Source organism: Desulfoscipio geothermicus DSM 3669, assembly GCF_900115975.1.
GTDB lineage: Bacteria > Bacillota > Desulfotomaculia > Desulfotomaculales > Desulfallaceae > Desulfoscipio > Desulfoscipio geothermicus.
In genome coordinates, this window is sequence record NZ_FOYM01000027.1 from 1 (window position 1) to 17191 (window position 17191).

General features: G+C 46.6%; 15 protein-coding genes, 1 rRNA gene and 1 pseudogene. 13 read left to right on the forward strand and 4 right to left on the reverse strand.

Annotation, left to right across the window (positions count from 1 at the left end; translation table 11 throughout):
- Positions 1 to 107 (forward strand): 5S ribosomal RNA (rrf, locus tag BM299_RS14485); the annotation flags it as partial.
- Between the two features lie 121 nt (positions 108 to 228).
- Here the strand turns inward: rrf and BM299_RS14490 are convergent.
- A complete protein-coding gene (locus tag BM299_RS14490) occupies positions 229 to 660 on the reverse strand; it encodes a MaoC family dehydratase (RefSeq protein WP_092485860.1) in 432 nt (143 codons plus the stop codon).
- Between the two features lie 86 nt (positions 661 to 746).
- Positions 747 to 2981, reverse strand: coding sequence for a PAS domain S-box protein (locus tag BM299_RS14495; RefSeq protein ID WP_092485863.1), 2235 nt, complete (start codon positions 2979 to 2981; stop codon positions 747 to 749).
- Positions 2982 to 3108: 127 nt separating this feature from the next.
- On the opposite strand from BM299_RS14495, the gene BM299_RS14500 reads away from it, so the two are divergent.
- The 11 genes from BM299_RS14500 (at position 3109) to BM299_RS14545 (ending at position 14291) form a co-directional block, all read left to right on the forward strand.
- The gene (locus BM299_RS14500) at positions 3109 to 3444 is read left to right on the forward strand and encodes a hypothetical protein (protein ID WP_092485866.1); all 336 of its coding nucleotides are present in this window, start codon (positions 3109 to 3111) and stop codon (positions 3442 to 3444) included.
- Between the two features lie 37 nt (positions 3445 to 3481).
- Entirely contained in the window at positions 3482 to 3619 is a 138-nt protein-coding gene (locus tag BM299_RS19465; RefSeq protein WP_165608351.1) for a hypothetical protein, read from the forward strand.
- Positions 3612 to 5090 (forward strand): sodium:solute symporter family protein, encoded by a 1479-nt coding sequence (locus tag BM299_RS14505; protein ID WP_092485869.1) that lies wholly within the window; start codon positions 3612 to 3614, stop codon positions 5088 to 5090. The genes BM299_RS19465 and BM299_RS14505 overlap by 8 nt, the downstream gene beginning before the upstream one ends.
- A 49-nt stretch (positions 5091 to 5139) precedes the next feature.
- Positions 5140 to 6879: a sensor histidine kinase gene (locus BM299_RS14510; protein WP_092485872.1), complete on the forward strand. Its 1740-nt coding sequence runs from the start codon at positions 5140 to 5142 to the stop codon at positions 6877 to 6879.
- A gap of 5 nt (positions 6880 to 6884) precedes the next feature.
- A complete protein-coding gene (locus BM299_RS14515; RefSeq protein WP_092485875.1) occupies positions 6885 to 8399 on the forward strand; it encodes a sigma-54-dependent transcriptional regulator in 1515 nt (504 codons plus the stop codon).
- Positions 8400 to 8660: 261 nt separating this feature from the next.
- Positions 8661 to 9416, forward strand: coding sequence for a LamB/YcsF family protein (locus tag BM299_RS14520; RefSeq protein WP_092485878.1), 756 nt, complete (start codon positions 8661 to 8663; stop codon positions 9414 to 9416).
- 30 nt (positions 9417 to 9446) lie between these two features.
- Positions 9447 to 10187, forward strand: coding sequence for a 5-oxoprolinase subunit PxpB (gene pxpB / locus BM299_RS14525; RefSeq protein ID WP_092485881.1), 741 nt, complete (start codon positions 9447 to 9449; stop codon positions 10185 to 10187).
- A gap of 3 nt (positions 10188 to 10190) precedes the next feature.
- On the forward strand, positions 10191 to 11162 hold the full coding sequence (locus BM299_RS14530; RefSeq protein WP_207545198.1) for a 5-oxoprolinase subunit C family protein: 972 nt from the start codon (positions 10191 to 10193) through the stop codon (positions 11160 to 11162).
- A 101-nt stretch (positions 11163 to 11263) separates the two neighbouring features.
- A complete protein-coding gene (locus BM299_RS14535) occupies positions 11264 to 12307 on the forward strand; it encodes a TRAP transporter substrate-binding protein (protein WP_092485884.1) in 1044 nt (347 codons plus the stop codon).
- Positions 12308 to 12418: 111 nt separating this feature from the next.
- Entirely contained in the window at positions 12419 to 12952 is a 534-nt protein-coding gene (locus BM299_RS14540) for a TRAP transporter small permease subunit (RefSeq protein ID WP_092485887.1), read from the forward strand.
- Positions 12953 to 12989: 37 nt separating this feature from the next.
- Positions 12990 to 14291 (forward strand): TRAP transporter large permease, encoded by a 1302-nt coding sequence (locus BM299_RS14545; protein ID WP_092485890.1) that lies wholly within the window; start codon positions 12990 to 12992, stop codon positions 14289 to 14291.
- Between the two features lie 333 nt (positions 14292 to 14624).
- On the opposite strand, the gene BM299_RS14550 is transcribed toward BM299_RS14545, so the two are convergent.
- Both BM299_RS14550 and BM299_RS14555 read right to left on the reverse strand, forming a co-directional pair.
- On the reverse strand, positions 14625 to 15404 hold the full coding sequence (locus tag BM299_RS14550; RefSeq protein WP_092485892.1) for a SurA N-terminal domain-containing protein: 780 nt from the start codon (positions 15402 to 15404) through the stop codon (positions 14625 to 14627).
- 526 nt (positions 15405 to 15930) lie between these two features.
- A pseudogene (locus tag BM299_RS14555) lies at positions 15931 to 16392 on the reverse strand (transposase); the annotation flags it as partial.
- A 251-nt stretch (positions 16393 to 16643) separates the two neighbouring features.
- On the opposite strand from BM299_RS14555, the gene BM299_RS14560 reads away from it, so the two are divergent.
- On the forward strand, positions 16644 to 16928 hold the full coding sequence (locus BM299_RS14560; RefSeq protein ID WP_092485898.1) for a LytTR family DNA-binding domain-containing protein: 285 nt from the start codon (positions 16644 to 16646) through the stop codon (positions 16926 to 16928).
- Positions 16929 to 17191 lie beyond the last annotated feature (263 nt).

The following is a 17191-nucleotide window of genomic DNA, read 5'->3' on the forward strand; positions in this document are numbered from 1 at the left end:
ACCATAGCGGAGAGGATACACCCGTTCCCATCCCGAACACGGCAGTTAAGCTCTCCAGCGCCGATGGTACTGGGGTTCGTCCCCGGGAGAGTAGGTCGTTGCCGGAATTAATTTTCAAAAGCTCTTGGACTAAAACCAGGAGCTTTTTCTACTAAGGGTCAGACTTAAACTTATATAAACTAACTGTTTAAATACTATATATTGATAATATGGTTAGTTTAAAGAAGTTTAAGTCTGACCCTTAATGGGTATTATTTTGCCCGAAACTTCTCCTTCCAAGACCACTTTGTTTTGCTGGTTGGTACAAATTATTTGGAGGGTTAATTTGTTTTTTTGTGGGTCTTTTTCTTTTACTGTAACCCGGGCACAAATAGTTTCACCAATGTAAACCGGGGCTAGAAACTTAAAAGACATTTTAGTAGCCGGGTAAGGTTCAGGTAACAAAGTGCCTCCAGCATGGGTGATCATGCTGCCTGTTAAAAGTCCCGGTATAACCCGGTCTTTGAAACCGCAAAGGGTAGCGGCCCGGGGGTCCAAGTGAATGGGGTTGAAGTCTCCGGTTACACCAATGAAATTGGATACATCTCCTTCTGTGAAAGTGCGATAAAAAGTTATAGTATCACCAACTTGCATATCTTTCCATGATGAAAATGAACGCATTTTGTAAACCTCCTAATCATAGCTGTACTCCTATTGTTCCTACCGGCAACAATACAGAACCGCTAACGGTTCAGTTCAGTAGTTATTTAATGCTGATTAAACCGTACGAAAAATGTAGTTCCCGTGGGGCCGGTTTTTACTTCAATAGTTGCGTTATGCCTGGCTGATATGCTGTAGCACACGGCCAAGCCCAGACCTGTCCCGTTGTCTTTGGTAGTTAGAAATGGCGTACCTATTTTGTCCAGTATTGGGGGGTCGATTCCTTTACCCTCATCCTGTACCGCCAGAACCACCTCATCAGCATCTGTATATGTTTTTATGCTTAGATTGCCGGGGGAAGTCATTGCTTCCAATCCATTGCGCACCAGGTTAAGAACAAGTTGCCGGATTTCTTTATCATCCAGGTGTAAATCCGGTATATCATGAAGTTCTAAAACAATATTATTGTCAGTTTTAAAGGCGTCCGCCTGGATTAACGGGAAAATTGCTTTCACTATAGTATTCAGGTTTTGCACTTGCTTGTCAACGGGTTTATTTTTTGCCAGGGATAAAAAATGTGTTATTATGGAGTTAGCCCTGTCCAACTCTTCAATCATTAATTCAAAAAATTCTTTATATTGGATGCATTCCTTTTTGCTCTCAAGTATTTGTAAAAAACCCCGTACGGTAGTCATCGGGTTTCTAACTTCGTGGCCGATGCTTGCGGCCATTTCCCCAACCAAATTAAGCCGGTCAAGCCGGGCCATTTCCTTTTCCAATTGCTTGCGCCCGGTGATATCTATGCCTAATACCAGTACCAAAGGGGATCCATCGTTATCATGGAAAGGATAGGCGTAGATCTGGTAAGTCCGGCCATCAAACCGGTTCCACTCCCATGATCGGGGGCATTGTGTTTCTAAGACAGTGAATGATTTACAAATTTCACAGGGCTTATTTTTTTGTAATAGAACTTCATAGCAAGCTTTTTTTCCCGGCTTCCCGATGTGTTCCCAAAAATAGCGGTTGGCGAAACGAATTGAACGGTCCGGAGCGAGAAGGTAGACTAAAGCGGGTAAACTGTCCAAAAGTAAAAATAATCTTTGCCGTTCAGCCTGCAAAGCAGCCTCCGATTGTTTCAATTCGGTGATATCATTAATTACGCTGAGTATACATTTCTCCCCGGCCACTTCAATGATCTCCGATGACAGCGTCCCTACACGCATACCACCGGATTTTGTGCGAAAATTGGCTTCAATATTATTAAGGGTTCCTTGTTCAGTGAAAATACTGTCAATTCTGGCGTATTCTTCAGGATTGGCCCAAATAAACAGTTCTTCCGGAGTACGGCCGATAACTTCTTGGTGACAAAAACCGAAAACATGTAAAAAACTCTTGTTAATATCAATCAATCGTCTGTCTCCAAGTTTGGAAATATACATTGGCAGCGGACTGGTATTAAATGCTTTGGAGAAACGCTCCTCTGACAGGCGCAGCGCTTTCTCCGCCTGTTTGCGCTCCGTGATGTCCGAGACTACCCCGACCAGACCGCCCACGGTGCCGTCAACATTTAAAAATGTGGCTTTATTGAGGATAACATCGTGATTGGTGCCGTCGGCATACGGAAGAGAAGTTTCATATTTCTGGACACCGGGGTTGCGAAACAATACTAAATCCATCCAGCGATATTTACCGGCCAGATCTTTGGGGAAGATGTCATATACGGTTTTACCCACAATTTCCTCTTTGGAAAATCCGATTTGTTCCTCGAAAGCGGCATTGCAGCCCATATATAAACCATCAACATTTTTATAATAAATCGGGTTGGGTATGGTATCAATTAATCGTTGCAGGAAAAGCAGTTGTTCCTGTAAAGCCTGTTCAAACTCCTTATTTTTTTTTGCATGTTCTGATATATCTATCGCACAACCACACGCGCCCAGGAGGTTGTTTTGTTCGTCGTAAATAAAATCTCCTTTTAATAAAACGGTTGTTAATGTTCCATCTGCGGATAATAATGTGGTTTCGTTAATGCTGAAAATACCGTCACTTAAATCTTTGCAAGCAGTTTGGGGATAAACTATTTTAGTTGATTTACCGGGTTTTATCTGTAGCCGTTTCAAGTATTCTTCCCGGGTTAGCCCCAATAACTGTGCATCATCATAACCATCAACTATCCGTGTGGCCTTGTTTCTGTAAATAACTTTACCGGATTCGTCATAAATGATTGTATAAACCGGTAGCTGATCAATAATGTATTTATAAAACTTGAGCTCTTTAACTTGTTGACGTAGCTCAACCAATTCACCTATTAGTTGCTCTTTTGTTTTTTCTGAATCTTTCACTTTTATATTACCCCCGACGAATGACTTGAAAATTCTTATGATATGGTATAATTGATTTTAGATCACAGCCGGCATATTACCTTTGGGAATTATGTCGAATTTAGAAAAATTTTAAGGAGTTGAGCCAATGGAAAGCACTCTGCAAAACAACGATGCCCAATATTTGCTTGCCGCATTGATTGAGATTTACCGGGGAAACAGGGTTTATTTACCGGAATTTGACCCTCAAATGGAGAGAGAGTTGCTAAGGGACGTATTTTCAGCTGCTATCAGCTTTGCGCGGTTTGATGAATCCCGTAAAACTATCAGTGAAGAAATATATAAATGCCTTCATGAAGGGGCGACCGTAAAAGAACAGGTGGAACTGGTACAGGAACAAACGCCGGACGTGTTGAACGCCAAGATGGTTGCCGCCGCGCACGTATTAAAGTTGCTGGATGACACTAAAATTAAATTTTATTAATAGAATAGTTCAATGCATGGCACCGGGAGGATAACTAATGGCGGAAAAATTTCTCTTCGGATTACCCGTGGTTACCTGGCTTCTGGTAGTGGCACCTTTCACGGTGTTTTGGTTTTTACCATTGGTTCTGGCCAAAATAATTTTAAACAGACAGCAGGGGACGGGAATTGATTGAGCTGTTATACTTGGCGTTTTTTATTTTGTATACCATAACTATTCTCTGGTTCGGCAAGCATGGTTTTGACCGGGTGAATAGTGTCAGGGATTTTTACCTGGCCGGTAGCACCCTGGGCCTGGTTGCTTCCGTTTGTACTTTTGCGGCCACCTGGTTCAGCGCCGCATCCATGCTGGGACTGCCCGGTTCCTTGTACGCTTACGGTTACGCCGCCATACCCTATAGCATTTTCGGCTGGTTCATAGGCGCCGCGTTTATCGTGCTTATGAGTGTCCGTCTCAGGAAGTACGACGTTGTCACGATACCCGAGTTTTTCCGTGTCCGGTACCAGAGCAAGTTGATGCAGGCAATGGGCGGCTTGGTCATTGTTTTCGGTTACATTTTCTATATAATAATACAAATCCGCGGCTTCGGCATTGTCATGTCGTCGCTGCTGGACATACCTTATTCTTTCAGCATTCTTTTCATTTATCTTTTTATTCTGTATACCACCTTCGGAGGCCTGCACTCGGTCACCCGCACCGATGTCGTCAACCTGCTCCTTATTTTCGGCGGCTCCTTATTGTCCGCATATTTCATTGTTCAGTCCGCGGGCGGAATTACCAACCTGCACCTGGCCGCGGCCGAAATCAACACGGAAGTGCTGGCGGGCAGCGGCGAAATTACCCCCAGGGGCAGCCTTTTACACCCCTTTGCCATGGGGTTGCAGCCTCCTCTTTTCCTGATCACAGCTTTTTGCGGCTGGGGGCTCGGCCTGGCGGCCAACCCCCAGTATGCCATGCGCATCCTATCCGCCAGGGATACCAGAACTGCAGCCTTGATGGTGGGCATCGCCGTACTGCTGCTTGGTTTCATATATATAGCCATCATACTGGCGGGGATCGGTTCAAGGGTGATGCTTCCCACCGCACCCGTGGATTCCATTGACATGGTTTTCCCTTATATCATAGACAGGGTATTGCATATCAAGCTGGGCGGCCTTATTCTGATAAGCATCATAGCCGCCGCGCTTTCCACCGCCAACTCCCAGTTACTGATCATAGCCAGCGGGCTTACTTACGATATTTACAAGAATTATTCCAATTCTTACATTAGCGAAGAAAAATTTATCAATTTAAACCGCGTGGCAATTGCCGCCGGGGGAACCATTTCGTTGCTCCTGGCCGTCAATCCGCCGCAGGGGCTGCTGGTTTTCGGCAGCAATATTTGGGGCATAGTGGCGGCTACTTTCCTGTTCCCCCTGTACGGCGGCCTCTTCTGGCGGAGTGCAACCAGACAGGGCGCCATTGCCTCGTTTCTGGGCGGGTTAATTGTCAGCGTCGGCTGGCTGAGGATATATTACAACTACCTGGTTGGTACTCCGGCGGAAATTATTCACCCGGCGTTTCCCGGCGTGCTGGTTTCTTTTTTGCTGTTCATTTTAATTAGTAAACTGACTGCACAAACAAAAAAACAGGAAACGAACACTTAACCTCCGTTTCCCAGGGGAGGGCATCCCGGCAGAGAGGGTGAACTTATAATTGCGGCTGGGAATTGAAAATAAAATTATGCTGCCTTTTTTACTACTGGTCATTATCCCCGTTTTATCCGTGGGTGTTGTTTCTTACCTGGGCAGTTTTAATCACCTGCTTAATAATGAAAAGAAATTATCGGCCAACGAACTGAATAACGCGGCCTTCGCTTTGGACAATCTCTACCAGATTGGAATCGACAACGGTTTGTCGCCGGAGGATTTGCGCTTCAAGACAACAGAATTCCTGTACGAAAAGAACATGGCCGGTTTTTTCCTGGACACCGGCCGTTTTGAGGGGGTAATAGAAGACCCGGAATTGGAAAAAGCACTGCTGGTTGCAATGCAGGACATGCCGGGGCGTTTCGAGGGTGAACTGGCCCTCCCCGGCAGGGATTTTTCCAGGAGATTTCTCGTATACAAGCTGGTTCCCCGGCAAAACCTGGTGTTGTTCAAACCGGTGCAGATGGACTATCTGGCGCCGCCGCTGTTTGAAATCCAGAAATATACCATCCTGGTGGCCCTGGTGGGTGTAATTTTGGCCGTGGAATTAACCATACTCATTGCCCACAGCCTTTCCAGGCCCATACGCGGGCTGGCCGACGTTTGCCGCGAAATCGGGAAAGGCAACCTGGCGCCACGCTTTGAAATCAAGAGGAATGACGAAATAGGTATCCTGGCGGAATCTATCCGCGACATGAGTGTGAAGCTGGACGAAAAAAAACAGCAACTGCTCAAGGTACAGCGATTAAATGAGGAAATTTTACAGCATACCACCACCGGAATTCTTACTACGGACCATACCGGCAGGGTAGTGGCGGTGAACGATACCGCCAAAGATATAATGAGGTGTGATGGTGCTTCCAATTCCCCTGTACTGGATGAACTGCTCAACCTGGCCGTTTTGACGCTTGAGTATGGAAAACCCCTGCACGTAATCAAACAGGTTGAGGATAACCAGGACAGGCGATATATTGAGGTAAACACGGCTCTGTTTGACGATGAAATGGACCAAAAAGGAGTTGTTGTCAGTTTCCAGGACGTTACCAGGAAGCGTAAAATCGAAGAAAGAATTGAAACCATAAATCGCCTAACATCTTTGGGCGAACTGGCGGCAGGCCTGGCGCACGAAATTCGTAATCCCCTGGCGGGGATGAAAACCAGCTGCCAGGTGCTGGCGGCCAGGCTGAAGGACAACCAGCAATACCTGCCGCTGCTGGAAGGCGTCCAAGCGGAAATAAACAGGCTGGGAAACCTGGTAACGGACCTTCTGGGTTTTGCCCGCACCACCCCTACGCGCATAACCGCCGTTGACATACAGGAGGTTGTATATAACGCCAAGTTTTTGCTGGACAAGCAACTTGCAAACGGTAACATCGCCTTTTCCGTCCAGACGCCCACGAACCTGCCGCCCGTTAAGGCGGACAAGGACCACCTGCGGCAAATTTTTCTCAACCTGTTTATGAACGCGGTCAAATTTATGCCCAACGGCGGCACTCTGGAAGTCAAAATTGAGCCGAGCGACTCTAAAAGCCTATGTATAAAGGTAACCGACACGGGCGTGGGGATTGCGCCCGGTAATTTGTATAAAATCTTCAACCCTTTTTTCAGCACGGACCCCAGGGGAACCGGGCTGGGACTGTCGGTGGTACAGAAACTGGTTGCTGAAAATGAAGGTACCATCGACGTGGAAAGTGAACCGGGCCGGACAACCTTTACGATTCAGCTTCCGGTCATGGGGAGGGGGTAAGATGGATGAAGGAAAAGATACTCATTGTCGACGACGAAGCTACTTTCAGGAACTCCTTGCGAGCGGGGCTGGAAGACGCGGGCTACACTGTCGATACCGACGCCGACGGCGAAGGCGTTCTGGAACAAATTGCACTGAAAAACCATGAACTGGTCCTGCTGGATATCCGGTTGCCGTATAAAAACGGCATTGAATTGTTAAAGGAAATTAAAATAAAGTTTCCGGACATAGTGGTTATCCTCATGACAGCTTACGGCGATACAAAAAGTACCGTCGAGGCCATCAAAGAAGGGGCTTATGACTATCTGAACAAGCCTTTCGACCTTGACGAGGTCAAGGCGTGCCTGGATAAAGCCTTTGCTACCAGGAGATTGTCCGGGCAGGCAACTTCATTTTACGAGAAGCGCGAAGCTCTGGAAAGCATCAGCATTATCGGTGAAAGCCCGGCAATCAGGGAGGTAATCAATAAAATATCGATGGTTTCCCAACATGATAACACAACTGTTTTTATCCAGGGTGAAACCGGGACGGGCAAAGAGCTGGTGGCCAAGGCGGTGCATTATTACAGTAAGCGGAAAAACAAGCCGTTCCTCGATATTAATTGCGCGGCCATACCCCGCGATTTGTTGGAAAGTGAACTGTTCGGCTTTGAAAAGAGTGCTTTCACGGGAGCGTCCAGCACCAAAAAAGGCCTTTTGGAAATGGCCAACGGAGGCACCCTGTTCCTGGATGAAATAGGCGAGCTGGCCACGGACCTGCAGTGCAAGCTGCTGCGTTTCCTGGAGGATAAAAAATTTAAAAGGATAGGCGGCCTTGAGGATATTCACGTGGACGTGCGGATAATCACCGCCACCAACCAGGACTTGGGGACGGAGATCAACCGGGGTAACTTCAGGAAGGACCTGTACTATCGCCTGAATGTATTTCCCATCAACCTCCCTCCGTTAAGGGAAAGGGAAGACGATGTGGTGCTTATCGCCTACCACTTTTTACGGCAATTCAACAAACAGATGGGCAAAAACTTTACCGGTTTCTCGGTGGAAACCGAAAATATCCTTAAAAGATACACCTGGCCGGGTAACGTACGCGAACTGAAAAACGTGATTGAGAGAATACTGATACTGCACGATGTTAAGTGGGTATCTCCGGGCGAACTGCCCGAGTCGTTGCGCAACGCCGCTACCCGTTTGGGCGGCGCGGAGCCGTCTTCATCCAAGGGGTTGGAAGTGGTTGGCGTTTCCGCGGTTTCCACCGGTCACGGGATAAATGAAGAATCCGTCCCGGTGGGGGCAGCCGCGGAAAAAAACACGGGTATTAACACGCCTGCGGTGGAACCGGAAAAACTCAATAACGACGGGTTTTCCCTGGAAAAAGAGTTGCAGTCCATTGAACGAACCTACCTGGAAAAAGCTTTGCGGGAAACCCGGTGGAATATTACCAGGGCCGCCGAAATGCTGGGTATAAGCCGGTTTGCCCTGCAGCGCAGAATTGAGAAGTATTTTAAAAAGCCGCGGGACTGATCACTGTGCAAAATGGCACATCAAATTGTGCGAAAGCGCTCACTTGAAGGGTGCTTTGGGGGCTTTTCAGGGTAAAAGCGCTCATGCCGGTCGGGGTTGAAGACAACATGATAAAAAAAATGACTTAAGAAAACCTGTTTGCATTGGGCTGTTAACGCCGGCACCCGGGGAGTACATACCCTCGCAGGCATTAAATTTGCTTTGTAAAATATTTTTGATTCACTGGGCAGCAAGGGAGGTGATACTATAAACAGGGTAGACATGAACTGCGACATGGGGGAAAGCTTCGGTGCTTATAAAATTGGCCTGGACGAAGAGGCGGTGAAATACATATCTTCGGCCAACATAGCCTGCGGCTTTCACGCCGGGGACCCCCGGGTGATGGCGCACACGGTGGACCTGGCCGTGACACATGGCGTGGGCGTGGGGGCTCACCCTTCATATCCCGATTTGATGGGCTTCGGACGGCGTAAAATGGAAGTGACGCCGGCAGAAATTAAAAACTATATTATTTACCAGGCCGGCGCGCTGCAGGCATTTGCCCGGGTCCGGGGAGCCAAACTGCAGCACGTCAAACCCCACGGTGCTTTGTACAACGCCGCGTCCGTCGACAAGAAAATTGCCAGGGCCATAGCGGAAGCTATATATGAGCTGGACAGGGACTTGATTTTCATGGTTCTTGCCGGTTCGGAAATGGAAAGCGCCGCCCGGGAAGTCGGCCTGAGGTACGCCAGGGAAGTATTTGCCGATCGCAATTATAACAGCGACGGAACTCTGGTATCCAGGAGTCACCCCCAAAGCGTGATTAAAGATTCCGCTGAAGCGGCGCAAAGGATGGTTGAAATAATCACCACCGGCCGGATCAAGGCAATTGATGGCACTGCTTTTTCGGTTCAAGCAGATTCCATATGCGTGCACGGCGACACCCCCGGAGCAGTGGAACACATGATTAACCTGCGCCGGGCACTGGAAGAAGCGGGAATTAAAGTTATTCCGATGGGTGATTTCATTAAATAAAATTTTCAACCGGTGTGCGGAGGGTATCAAATGTATGAACGGGCTAAGTACCTGCCAGCCGGCGATCAGGGACTGGTTGTCGAATTCGGCAACGATATATCCCCTGAGTTAAACAATAAAGTAAGAAGTTTTGCATTTGCTCTTGATTGCACAGGTATCCCGGGCTTGGCGGAATATATTCCCACATATCGCTCCATACTGGTAATTTATGATCCCATGGTATGGAAATTTGAATCGCTGGTCACCCGGCTAAGGGAACTGGAGGGCAGTCTTGCCTCGATGAAACTTCCGCAACCAAGAATATACCATATACCCGTTGTTTACGGAGGCGAATTCGGGCCGGACCTCCCCTTTGTCTGCCGGTATACCGGCCTGACGGAGGAAGAGGTGGTCGAAATTCATACCACCACGAAGTACTTGATTTACATGCTTGGCTTTACGCCCGGTTTCCCTTACCTTGGCGGGATGGACGATAAAATAGCCGCACCACGCCTGGATACTCCCCGAACCAGTATTCCCGCGGGTTCGGTGGGAATTGCCGGCCGGCAGACCGGAATATATCCCGTGGAAAGCCCTGGAGGCTGGAGGATTATCGGCTGCACGCCCATAAAACTCTTTCAACCCTTTAACAAAAGGCCGGTACTGTTTAACGCCGGTGATTACATTCGTTTTTTCGAGGTCACGCCCGGTGAATACCGGCGAATTGCCCGGGCTGTTGAAAAAGGCGAATACCCGGTAAAGGTGGAGGACTACATTGGGGGGGTGGGGTAAGGATTGGCCTTATTAAGAATCATTAAACCGGGGCTCCTTACGACCATCCAGGACCGGGGCCGTTTTCACTATCAAAAATGGGGCGTACCAGTGGCGGGAGCAATGGATGAATACGCCCTGCGGGTCGGAAATATACTGGTGGGCAATCATGAAAATGAAGGCGCCCTGGAAATCACTCTTTTCGGGCCGGAAATCGAGTTTCTGGCCCCCGGGCTGGTTGCAATTACCGGGGCGGACCTTGGAGCCAGGTTGAATGACCTGGATTGCGCGCTCTGGAGGTCATTCCGGGTCAGGAAAGGCGACATATTGCAATTTACGGGTTTGCGCAGCGGATGCCGGGCATACCTGGCGGTGGCGGGAGGGTTCAAAATTCCCGAGATCATGGGCAGCAAGTCAACTTACCTGCGCGGCAGTATCGGCGGCATGGACGGTCGGGCGCTGCGCGAGGGCGATGAACTGGAAAATGAAATACAAGTTAACAACATAAATCTTACGGTCAGGGAGGCACCGCCGGCATACCGTTACAAACCGGCGAATTCCCAGGTGGTGCGGGTGATATTGGGCCCGCAGCATGATGCCTTTACGCAGGAGGGAATCATGACCTTTCTGGATAGCGAGTACAAGGTTGCGCCGGAATCCGACAGAATGGGATGCCGCCTGGACGGACCGGCTATCCGGCACAAAAATGGTGCCGATATTATCTCTGACGGTATTGCAATGGGTTCGATACAGGTGCCCGGGAACGGTAAACCCATCATTATGTTGGCGGACAGGCAAACAACGGGGGGATATGCCAAGATAGCCACGGTTATAACCCCGGACCTGTGGAAAATTGCCCAGGCCAAGCCCGGAGATTCCCTTCGTTTTACCAAGGTTACTCTTGAGCAGGCTCATAAAATATACAGGCAATACGAAAACAATATCAGAATTCTGGCCGCAAAGTTTAACGGTGCAAATGGCACCCGGCCGGAGTAAGGTATGAATGGTTGGTAAAGGGGGTTGATCCGGCTGTACAGATCAGGGATAGCCGCCCTTTTGGCGTGAGCAGCTAAAATTATTAATTTGGGGAGGTCTTTATGAACTTATTTAAAAAATCCAGTATCGTAACCATTGTTGTATCGCTCTTCATTCTTTCTTTACTGGCGGGATGCGGCGGGGGCGGTGCACCGGCGGATGATGCCAAATCGGCCGAGCCCGTGAACTGGACGGCCAATTCCGTTTGGCCGCCGGAAAATCACCAGAGCGCCGGCCTGCAGGAATTCGCGAATAAAGTCAAGGAAGCAACAAACGGTCAGGTTGAAATCACTGTTCAAACCGGTGGAGCTCTCGGCTTCAAGGGTCCCGAGCTTCTCAAGGTGGTCCGCGACGGGCTGGTTCCCGTATCCGACATACTCACCAGCGGAGTGGCGGGAGATGAACCTGTTTTCGGCGTTGTCACTCTCCCGTTCCTGATTCAGAATTTCGAAGAAGGAAAAATACTTAACGAAATAGCCCGTCCATACTTTGACAAGGTTGCGGAAGAAAAGTGGAACCAGAAAATACTGTACATTTCCCCGTGGCCTGCCGCAGGTATTTGGTCAAAAGAAAAGATCGAATCCGTGGAAGACATGCGGGGCCTGAAGACACGTACCTACGATAAAAACGGTGCCCTGGTAATGGAGGCTGTGGGCGGTACACCATACCCGCTGCCTTTCAGCGAAGTGTATTCCTCGCTGGCCACCGGAGTTATCGACTCGGTGTTGACATCCACCCCGACGGCGGTTGATGCCAAGTTTTGGGAGGTTCTGAAGTATTACGCGCCCATCAACGTCACCATGGCCACCGACCTGGTAACGGTCAACCTGGATGAATTCAATAAACTTGACGAAGAGACCCGGGAGGCTCTGATTGCAGCAGGTAAAGAAATGGAAGAAGAAATGTGGGCCAAGGTAGCTGAGTTGGACAAGCAAAAAGAAGCTGAATGCAACGAAAACGGCATTGAAACCGTTCAGCCCAGCCAGGAATTCCTGAACGAACTGTCATCCATTACAAAAGATATCCGGGAAGAATGGCTGAAACAAGCACCGCCGGAGGCCAAGGAAATTGTTTCTGAATTCCTGAAACAGGTTGGCCGCCAGTAAGAAGACTAATTAACCATACGGTTGGTTGTTTAATATGGAGGAGTAACCGAAAGAGAATAATGGTACGGTTACTCCTCTCCATTTACATTTTTACTGAAAGGGGGGTAAGAAATGGAACTATTAGTCCGTCTTTGCGACCGTCTTTCCCATGCCTGCGGTATGGTTGCGGGATTGATGATGCTCGTCGGTCTGGCGCTGATACTGGTCGAAATCGTGATACGTACCCTTTTCAGCATGACGCTTTATATCACTGAAGAATACACCGGTTACATCATGGTAGCCATAACTTTCCTGGCCCTGGCCTATACGCTCAAAGAAAAAGGCCACATTCGCATGATTTTCCTGCACACGGTGCTGAAGGGAAGGGCCCGGGTTGCCCTTGACATCTACGCTTTTGCCGTGGGTCTGGCGTTAAGCGCCCTCATTACCATGACTACCTTTCAATTCTTTTGGGACTCGGTGGTTTCACAGAGCCGTTCGATGCAGATTTCAGAAACTTATCTTGCCATCCCTCAATTTTTTATGCCCTTTGGCGCTTTTGTGTTGACTCTTCAATTCGCAGCCGAGCTTGGTCGTTCATTACTCCGGCTCCGCACCGGGGTGGTTGGGGAGGAGGAAGTTGAGTCCGGCGCCCTGGGTCGTTAGGCTATACCGTAAACGCATCTTGTTAGGGGGACTTATTTTGAGCTTATTTATCATTTCATTTACCTTGCTGGGCCTGCTGATACTTTTGCTGGGAAGCAGCATATGGGTGGGCATAACCCTGTTCCTGGTGGGAATTGCGGGGTTTACTCTTTTTACCGGCAGCCCTCCTCTCACGATTTTATCGAACATCCTGTGGAACAGCACCAGCGGTTCCACCATGATGGCCCTTCCGCTGTTCATCTTCATGGGGGAAATTCTTTTTCGGAGCAAGATATCCGAAAACCTGTTTAAAGGCCTGTCCCCATGGGTAAACAACCTGCCCGGCCGCCTGGTCCACGTAAACATAGTGGCCAGCGCCCTGTTTGCGGCTGTCAGCGGCTCTTCCGCGGCCACCACGGCCACTGTGGGGAAGATCACGCTGCCCGAACTGCTAAAGCGCAACTACAACAAGTCGCTTTGCCTGGGTTCCCTGGCCGGGGCCGGCTCACTGGGTTTTCTGATCCCTCCCAGCATAGTGATGCTGGTGTACGGCATCATGTCGGGGGTCAGTATCGGCAAACTGTTCATTGCCGGCATCGTCCCCGGGGTCATCCTCGCTGCATCCTTCAGCCTTTACGCTGCCATGCGGTGTGTTTTCAAACCGGAACTTGCGCCGCGAGGGGAGGACAATTACACGTGGAGTGACCGCATGAAGACGCTTCCGCTGCTGCTCCCGGTAATAATCCTGATTGTGCTGGTGCTGGGAAGCATCTATACCGGGTGGGCCACTCCCACCGAAGCGGCCGCGGTCGGCGTGCTTGGCGCCCTGTTTTTTGCGTGGATATCCCGCAGCATGGACAGGAAGGTTTTCTGGGAGGCGGTCCTGGGGGCGATAAAGACAAGCTGCATGATCATGCTGATTGTGTGCGGGGCTTCATTTTTGTCCGTGGCGGTTGGCTACCTGGGAATTCCGGCCAAGCTAACCACGTTCATAGGTGAGCTGGGTCTGTCCAAGTATCAATTAATCATGATTCTTTCCATCATGTATATAATACTGGGTTGCATGTTGGACGGCTTTTCCATGATCGTCATGAGCCTTCCCCTTGCTCTGCCGTTGATTACGGCGGCCGGCTTCGACCCGCTGTGGTTCGGTATTTACCTGGTAATTATGATCGAGGTTTCCCAGATTACACCTCCGGTGGGGTTTAACCTATTTGTAATTAACGGGCTGGTTGAAGAAAACATTTTCAGGATTGCCCGGTACGCGCTTCCATCTTTTGTGATAATGTTCCTTGTTGTAGCGTTGATTACCGCTTTTCCTCAGATTGTGCTTACACTGCCAAACATGATGATCCGGTAGTTAAGATTTAACAAAAACGTAACACAGTTTTTAAATTATGTTAATTAATTATGCCATGTTATAGGGTAAAATGTTTCTAAGAGGAGGTGGACGGCATGGCATCTGCAAAAAGAATTGTGCTTTGTGAAAAATGCAGTAAATGCATATATTCCTGGGCGGGGAGTTGCCCCGGATTGACCCGGTTCAACAAAGAAAAATGCAAAAACATGACAATAAATTAAAATAACCCCTACAAGTAACGGTAGGGGTTATTTTTATGAGCGGGGCCGCCGCTCCGAAAAGCATGTGCTATTCAGGCAAAAACGGCGACGCTACAATTGGGCGCATAATACCCTATTGTTTAATGTTTGCTTTATATGATTGATGTTGATTTGGCTCGACCTCAGGATATTTAAGTTCCTTAATGTCAATATCTGCAAATATTTCGTAGTTACCAGTATTAATTAACTCATTGGTAAAGTTATTCCATTCTTCTAAGCGATTTTTTTGATGCAATTCATATTTTATTTGTAATTTTTCCTCTGGATTATTTATATTTATTTTATTTTTCTTAATATAGTTGTTAACTTCTTCGTCCGAAGGTAATGGCACTTTACTAAGTAATACTTTTTTAACTTTAGCTCTTGTTAGAATATCTTTAGTAGCTACCTTAACCTCGGGAGATTTAGAATACTCTTGGGTGGTTTCAAAACCACTTGCTCTCATATCATTAATAAATTCTATTTTATTGGGATCATTATCACTTAATGAGCTCATTTTATTTATTATATTGCCCAGATAATCAGATACTTCCTTTTCAGTAACATTAATTCCTTTTTGCTTTGCTATATTTTCAAGCTGAGCGTTTAAGATTAGTTGCCTTAAGGCTGCCTTTTCATAAAATGATTCACTTTGAGGGTAGCCGATTCTTTCCCATTTATTTTTTTCCAGCTGAACTTGACCAGTTAATTGTTTTCCAGTAATTTGTTTATCGCCAACTTTAGCGACAATTTCACTGTAATTGGATTTATTAACACCTTGAGATGGATAAAATTGGGATGCATAAACAGCAATAGAAAGTCCCAAAACTGCTATTATGCAAACTAACCCAACTATTATTTTCTTTTTAATCATAATGCATCAACTCCTTTTAGAAAAAGTTGCAAATTTATACATGAACATTCCAAAAATATTCAACTGATCTCATAATTTGATTGGTATCGGGAGCGTAAACAACCAAGAACTTCTTCAGTAACACAAACTAATTAATAGAGTAAAGATTAAAGCTGCAATTAACAATTTAGCAACTTTATTATGCACCTTTTATCATCCTAGATATTATTTTATATAAAAGCAGCAGAGAACTTATTAAGATTAAAAAAATAAGAAATATTTGCCACCAACTCGCACCTGCGTTTGTTGTAAATATTTCTATATTTGGTGCTACGCTAGAGAAAATTATTAAAACCGGAGCTAATAAATAGCTTATAGAAATTAATCCGGAGCTAATAAATAGCTTATAGAAATTAATAATGTTTCAGGTGAAAAAACAAGAGAACTAATAATAATCAGTAACCAGATAATATGTATATAATTAAAAATTTTTCTTATTAATTTTAACATTCTCCTTGTTATACAGTAAAAAAATAATATAGGGGGCCTATTCATAACTTGAATTATAAGATACGTCATCAAGGTTAACTGTTGATGCATTGGCAAGTTCTTGAGTATCTGTGTTGTAGTCAATCATGGCCCATCTTCCACCCATTAGCGCATTCAACCAACATTCGGTACTAATTTTTAGTTGAATCGGTGTGTACGTGCTTAATGTCTTTCTGCGGCGATGGTTGAGTTCAGCAGATTTTTTTTTCAACCAATTGACCTCTAGGGTCAACTGGTCGATTTGCTTAGTAAGTTCCTTCTTCTCAGCATAATACTGCTTTCTTATCTTCTCTATTTCATTTGCGCCACTAGTGAACAGGGAATGCAGGTTCTCAATGGCTTCTGCTTTCCAGCGATGTAGCTGGGCGGGATGGACTTTATATTCGGAAGCAACTTCTGAGATCTTCTTTACCCCACTTAGCATTTCCAATACGACTTTCGCTTTTTCTTCCGGTTTAAATGTTTTCTCTTTTCCATGGCTCCATTATAGCTTAATTTTTTGGTTTCTATATCTTAACCGATGGGTCCATTATAATCACCCGCCTTTCTTATAGTAAGCGCATTAATATTATACAAGCCTAAAATTAACAGAAAGCGATATTTATGTCTATACTTTTTGCCTACAAGCAGCAAGAGCATGTCTAATTTATGCAAATTATCGCTTGTTTTTACATAATGAATAATAGAATTTAGTTATTAAAAGTATTATAAGTGAAGGAGGAAATAGTATTTATTACAAAAGAAGGGCGCAAGGCCGCAGTTTATTTTGCCGGAGGCAAAATAAACACCAACGAATCCCTTACTGCTCTGGAAGAGCGGCTGGAAAAATATCAGTTCTATAGAAGTCATAGCGGTTTCATTGTAAATCTGAACATGATTCGCGAAATTATTCCTATTAGCAGAAATACCTTTGAGTTGGTTATGGCACACACCCGGGAAAGGCCTTTGATGACTTACGAGAAGTTCAAGGAGTTTGAAAAATTATTCAATTGGTAAAGTATTGCGGTAGCTCATTTAAAAGAACCCCTGATGTTAAAACCCAGGGGGGCTTTTTTTTATCGGGTTTATTCGACTCGGGCAGGGGCCTGCGGGCAGGGTGAACATAAATTCGGTTTTGAGGGCCTGAACCGGCCTGTTTAGCCTATATTAAAATTTAAAACTTTGCACAAAATAGTTCCCCGGCTTCTAAACAGGGATTGTAAGAAATATTATTACTTAAACGGATCGGAAAACTGCTTGACTTGCAAAAGAAAATGCAG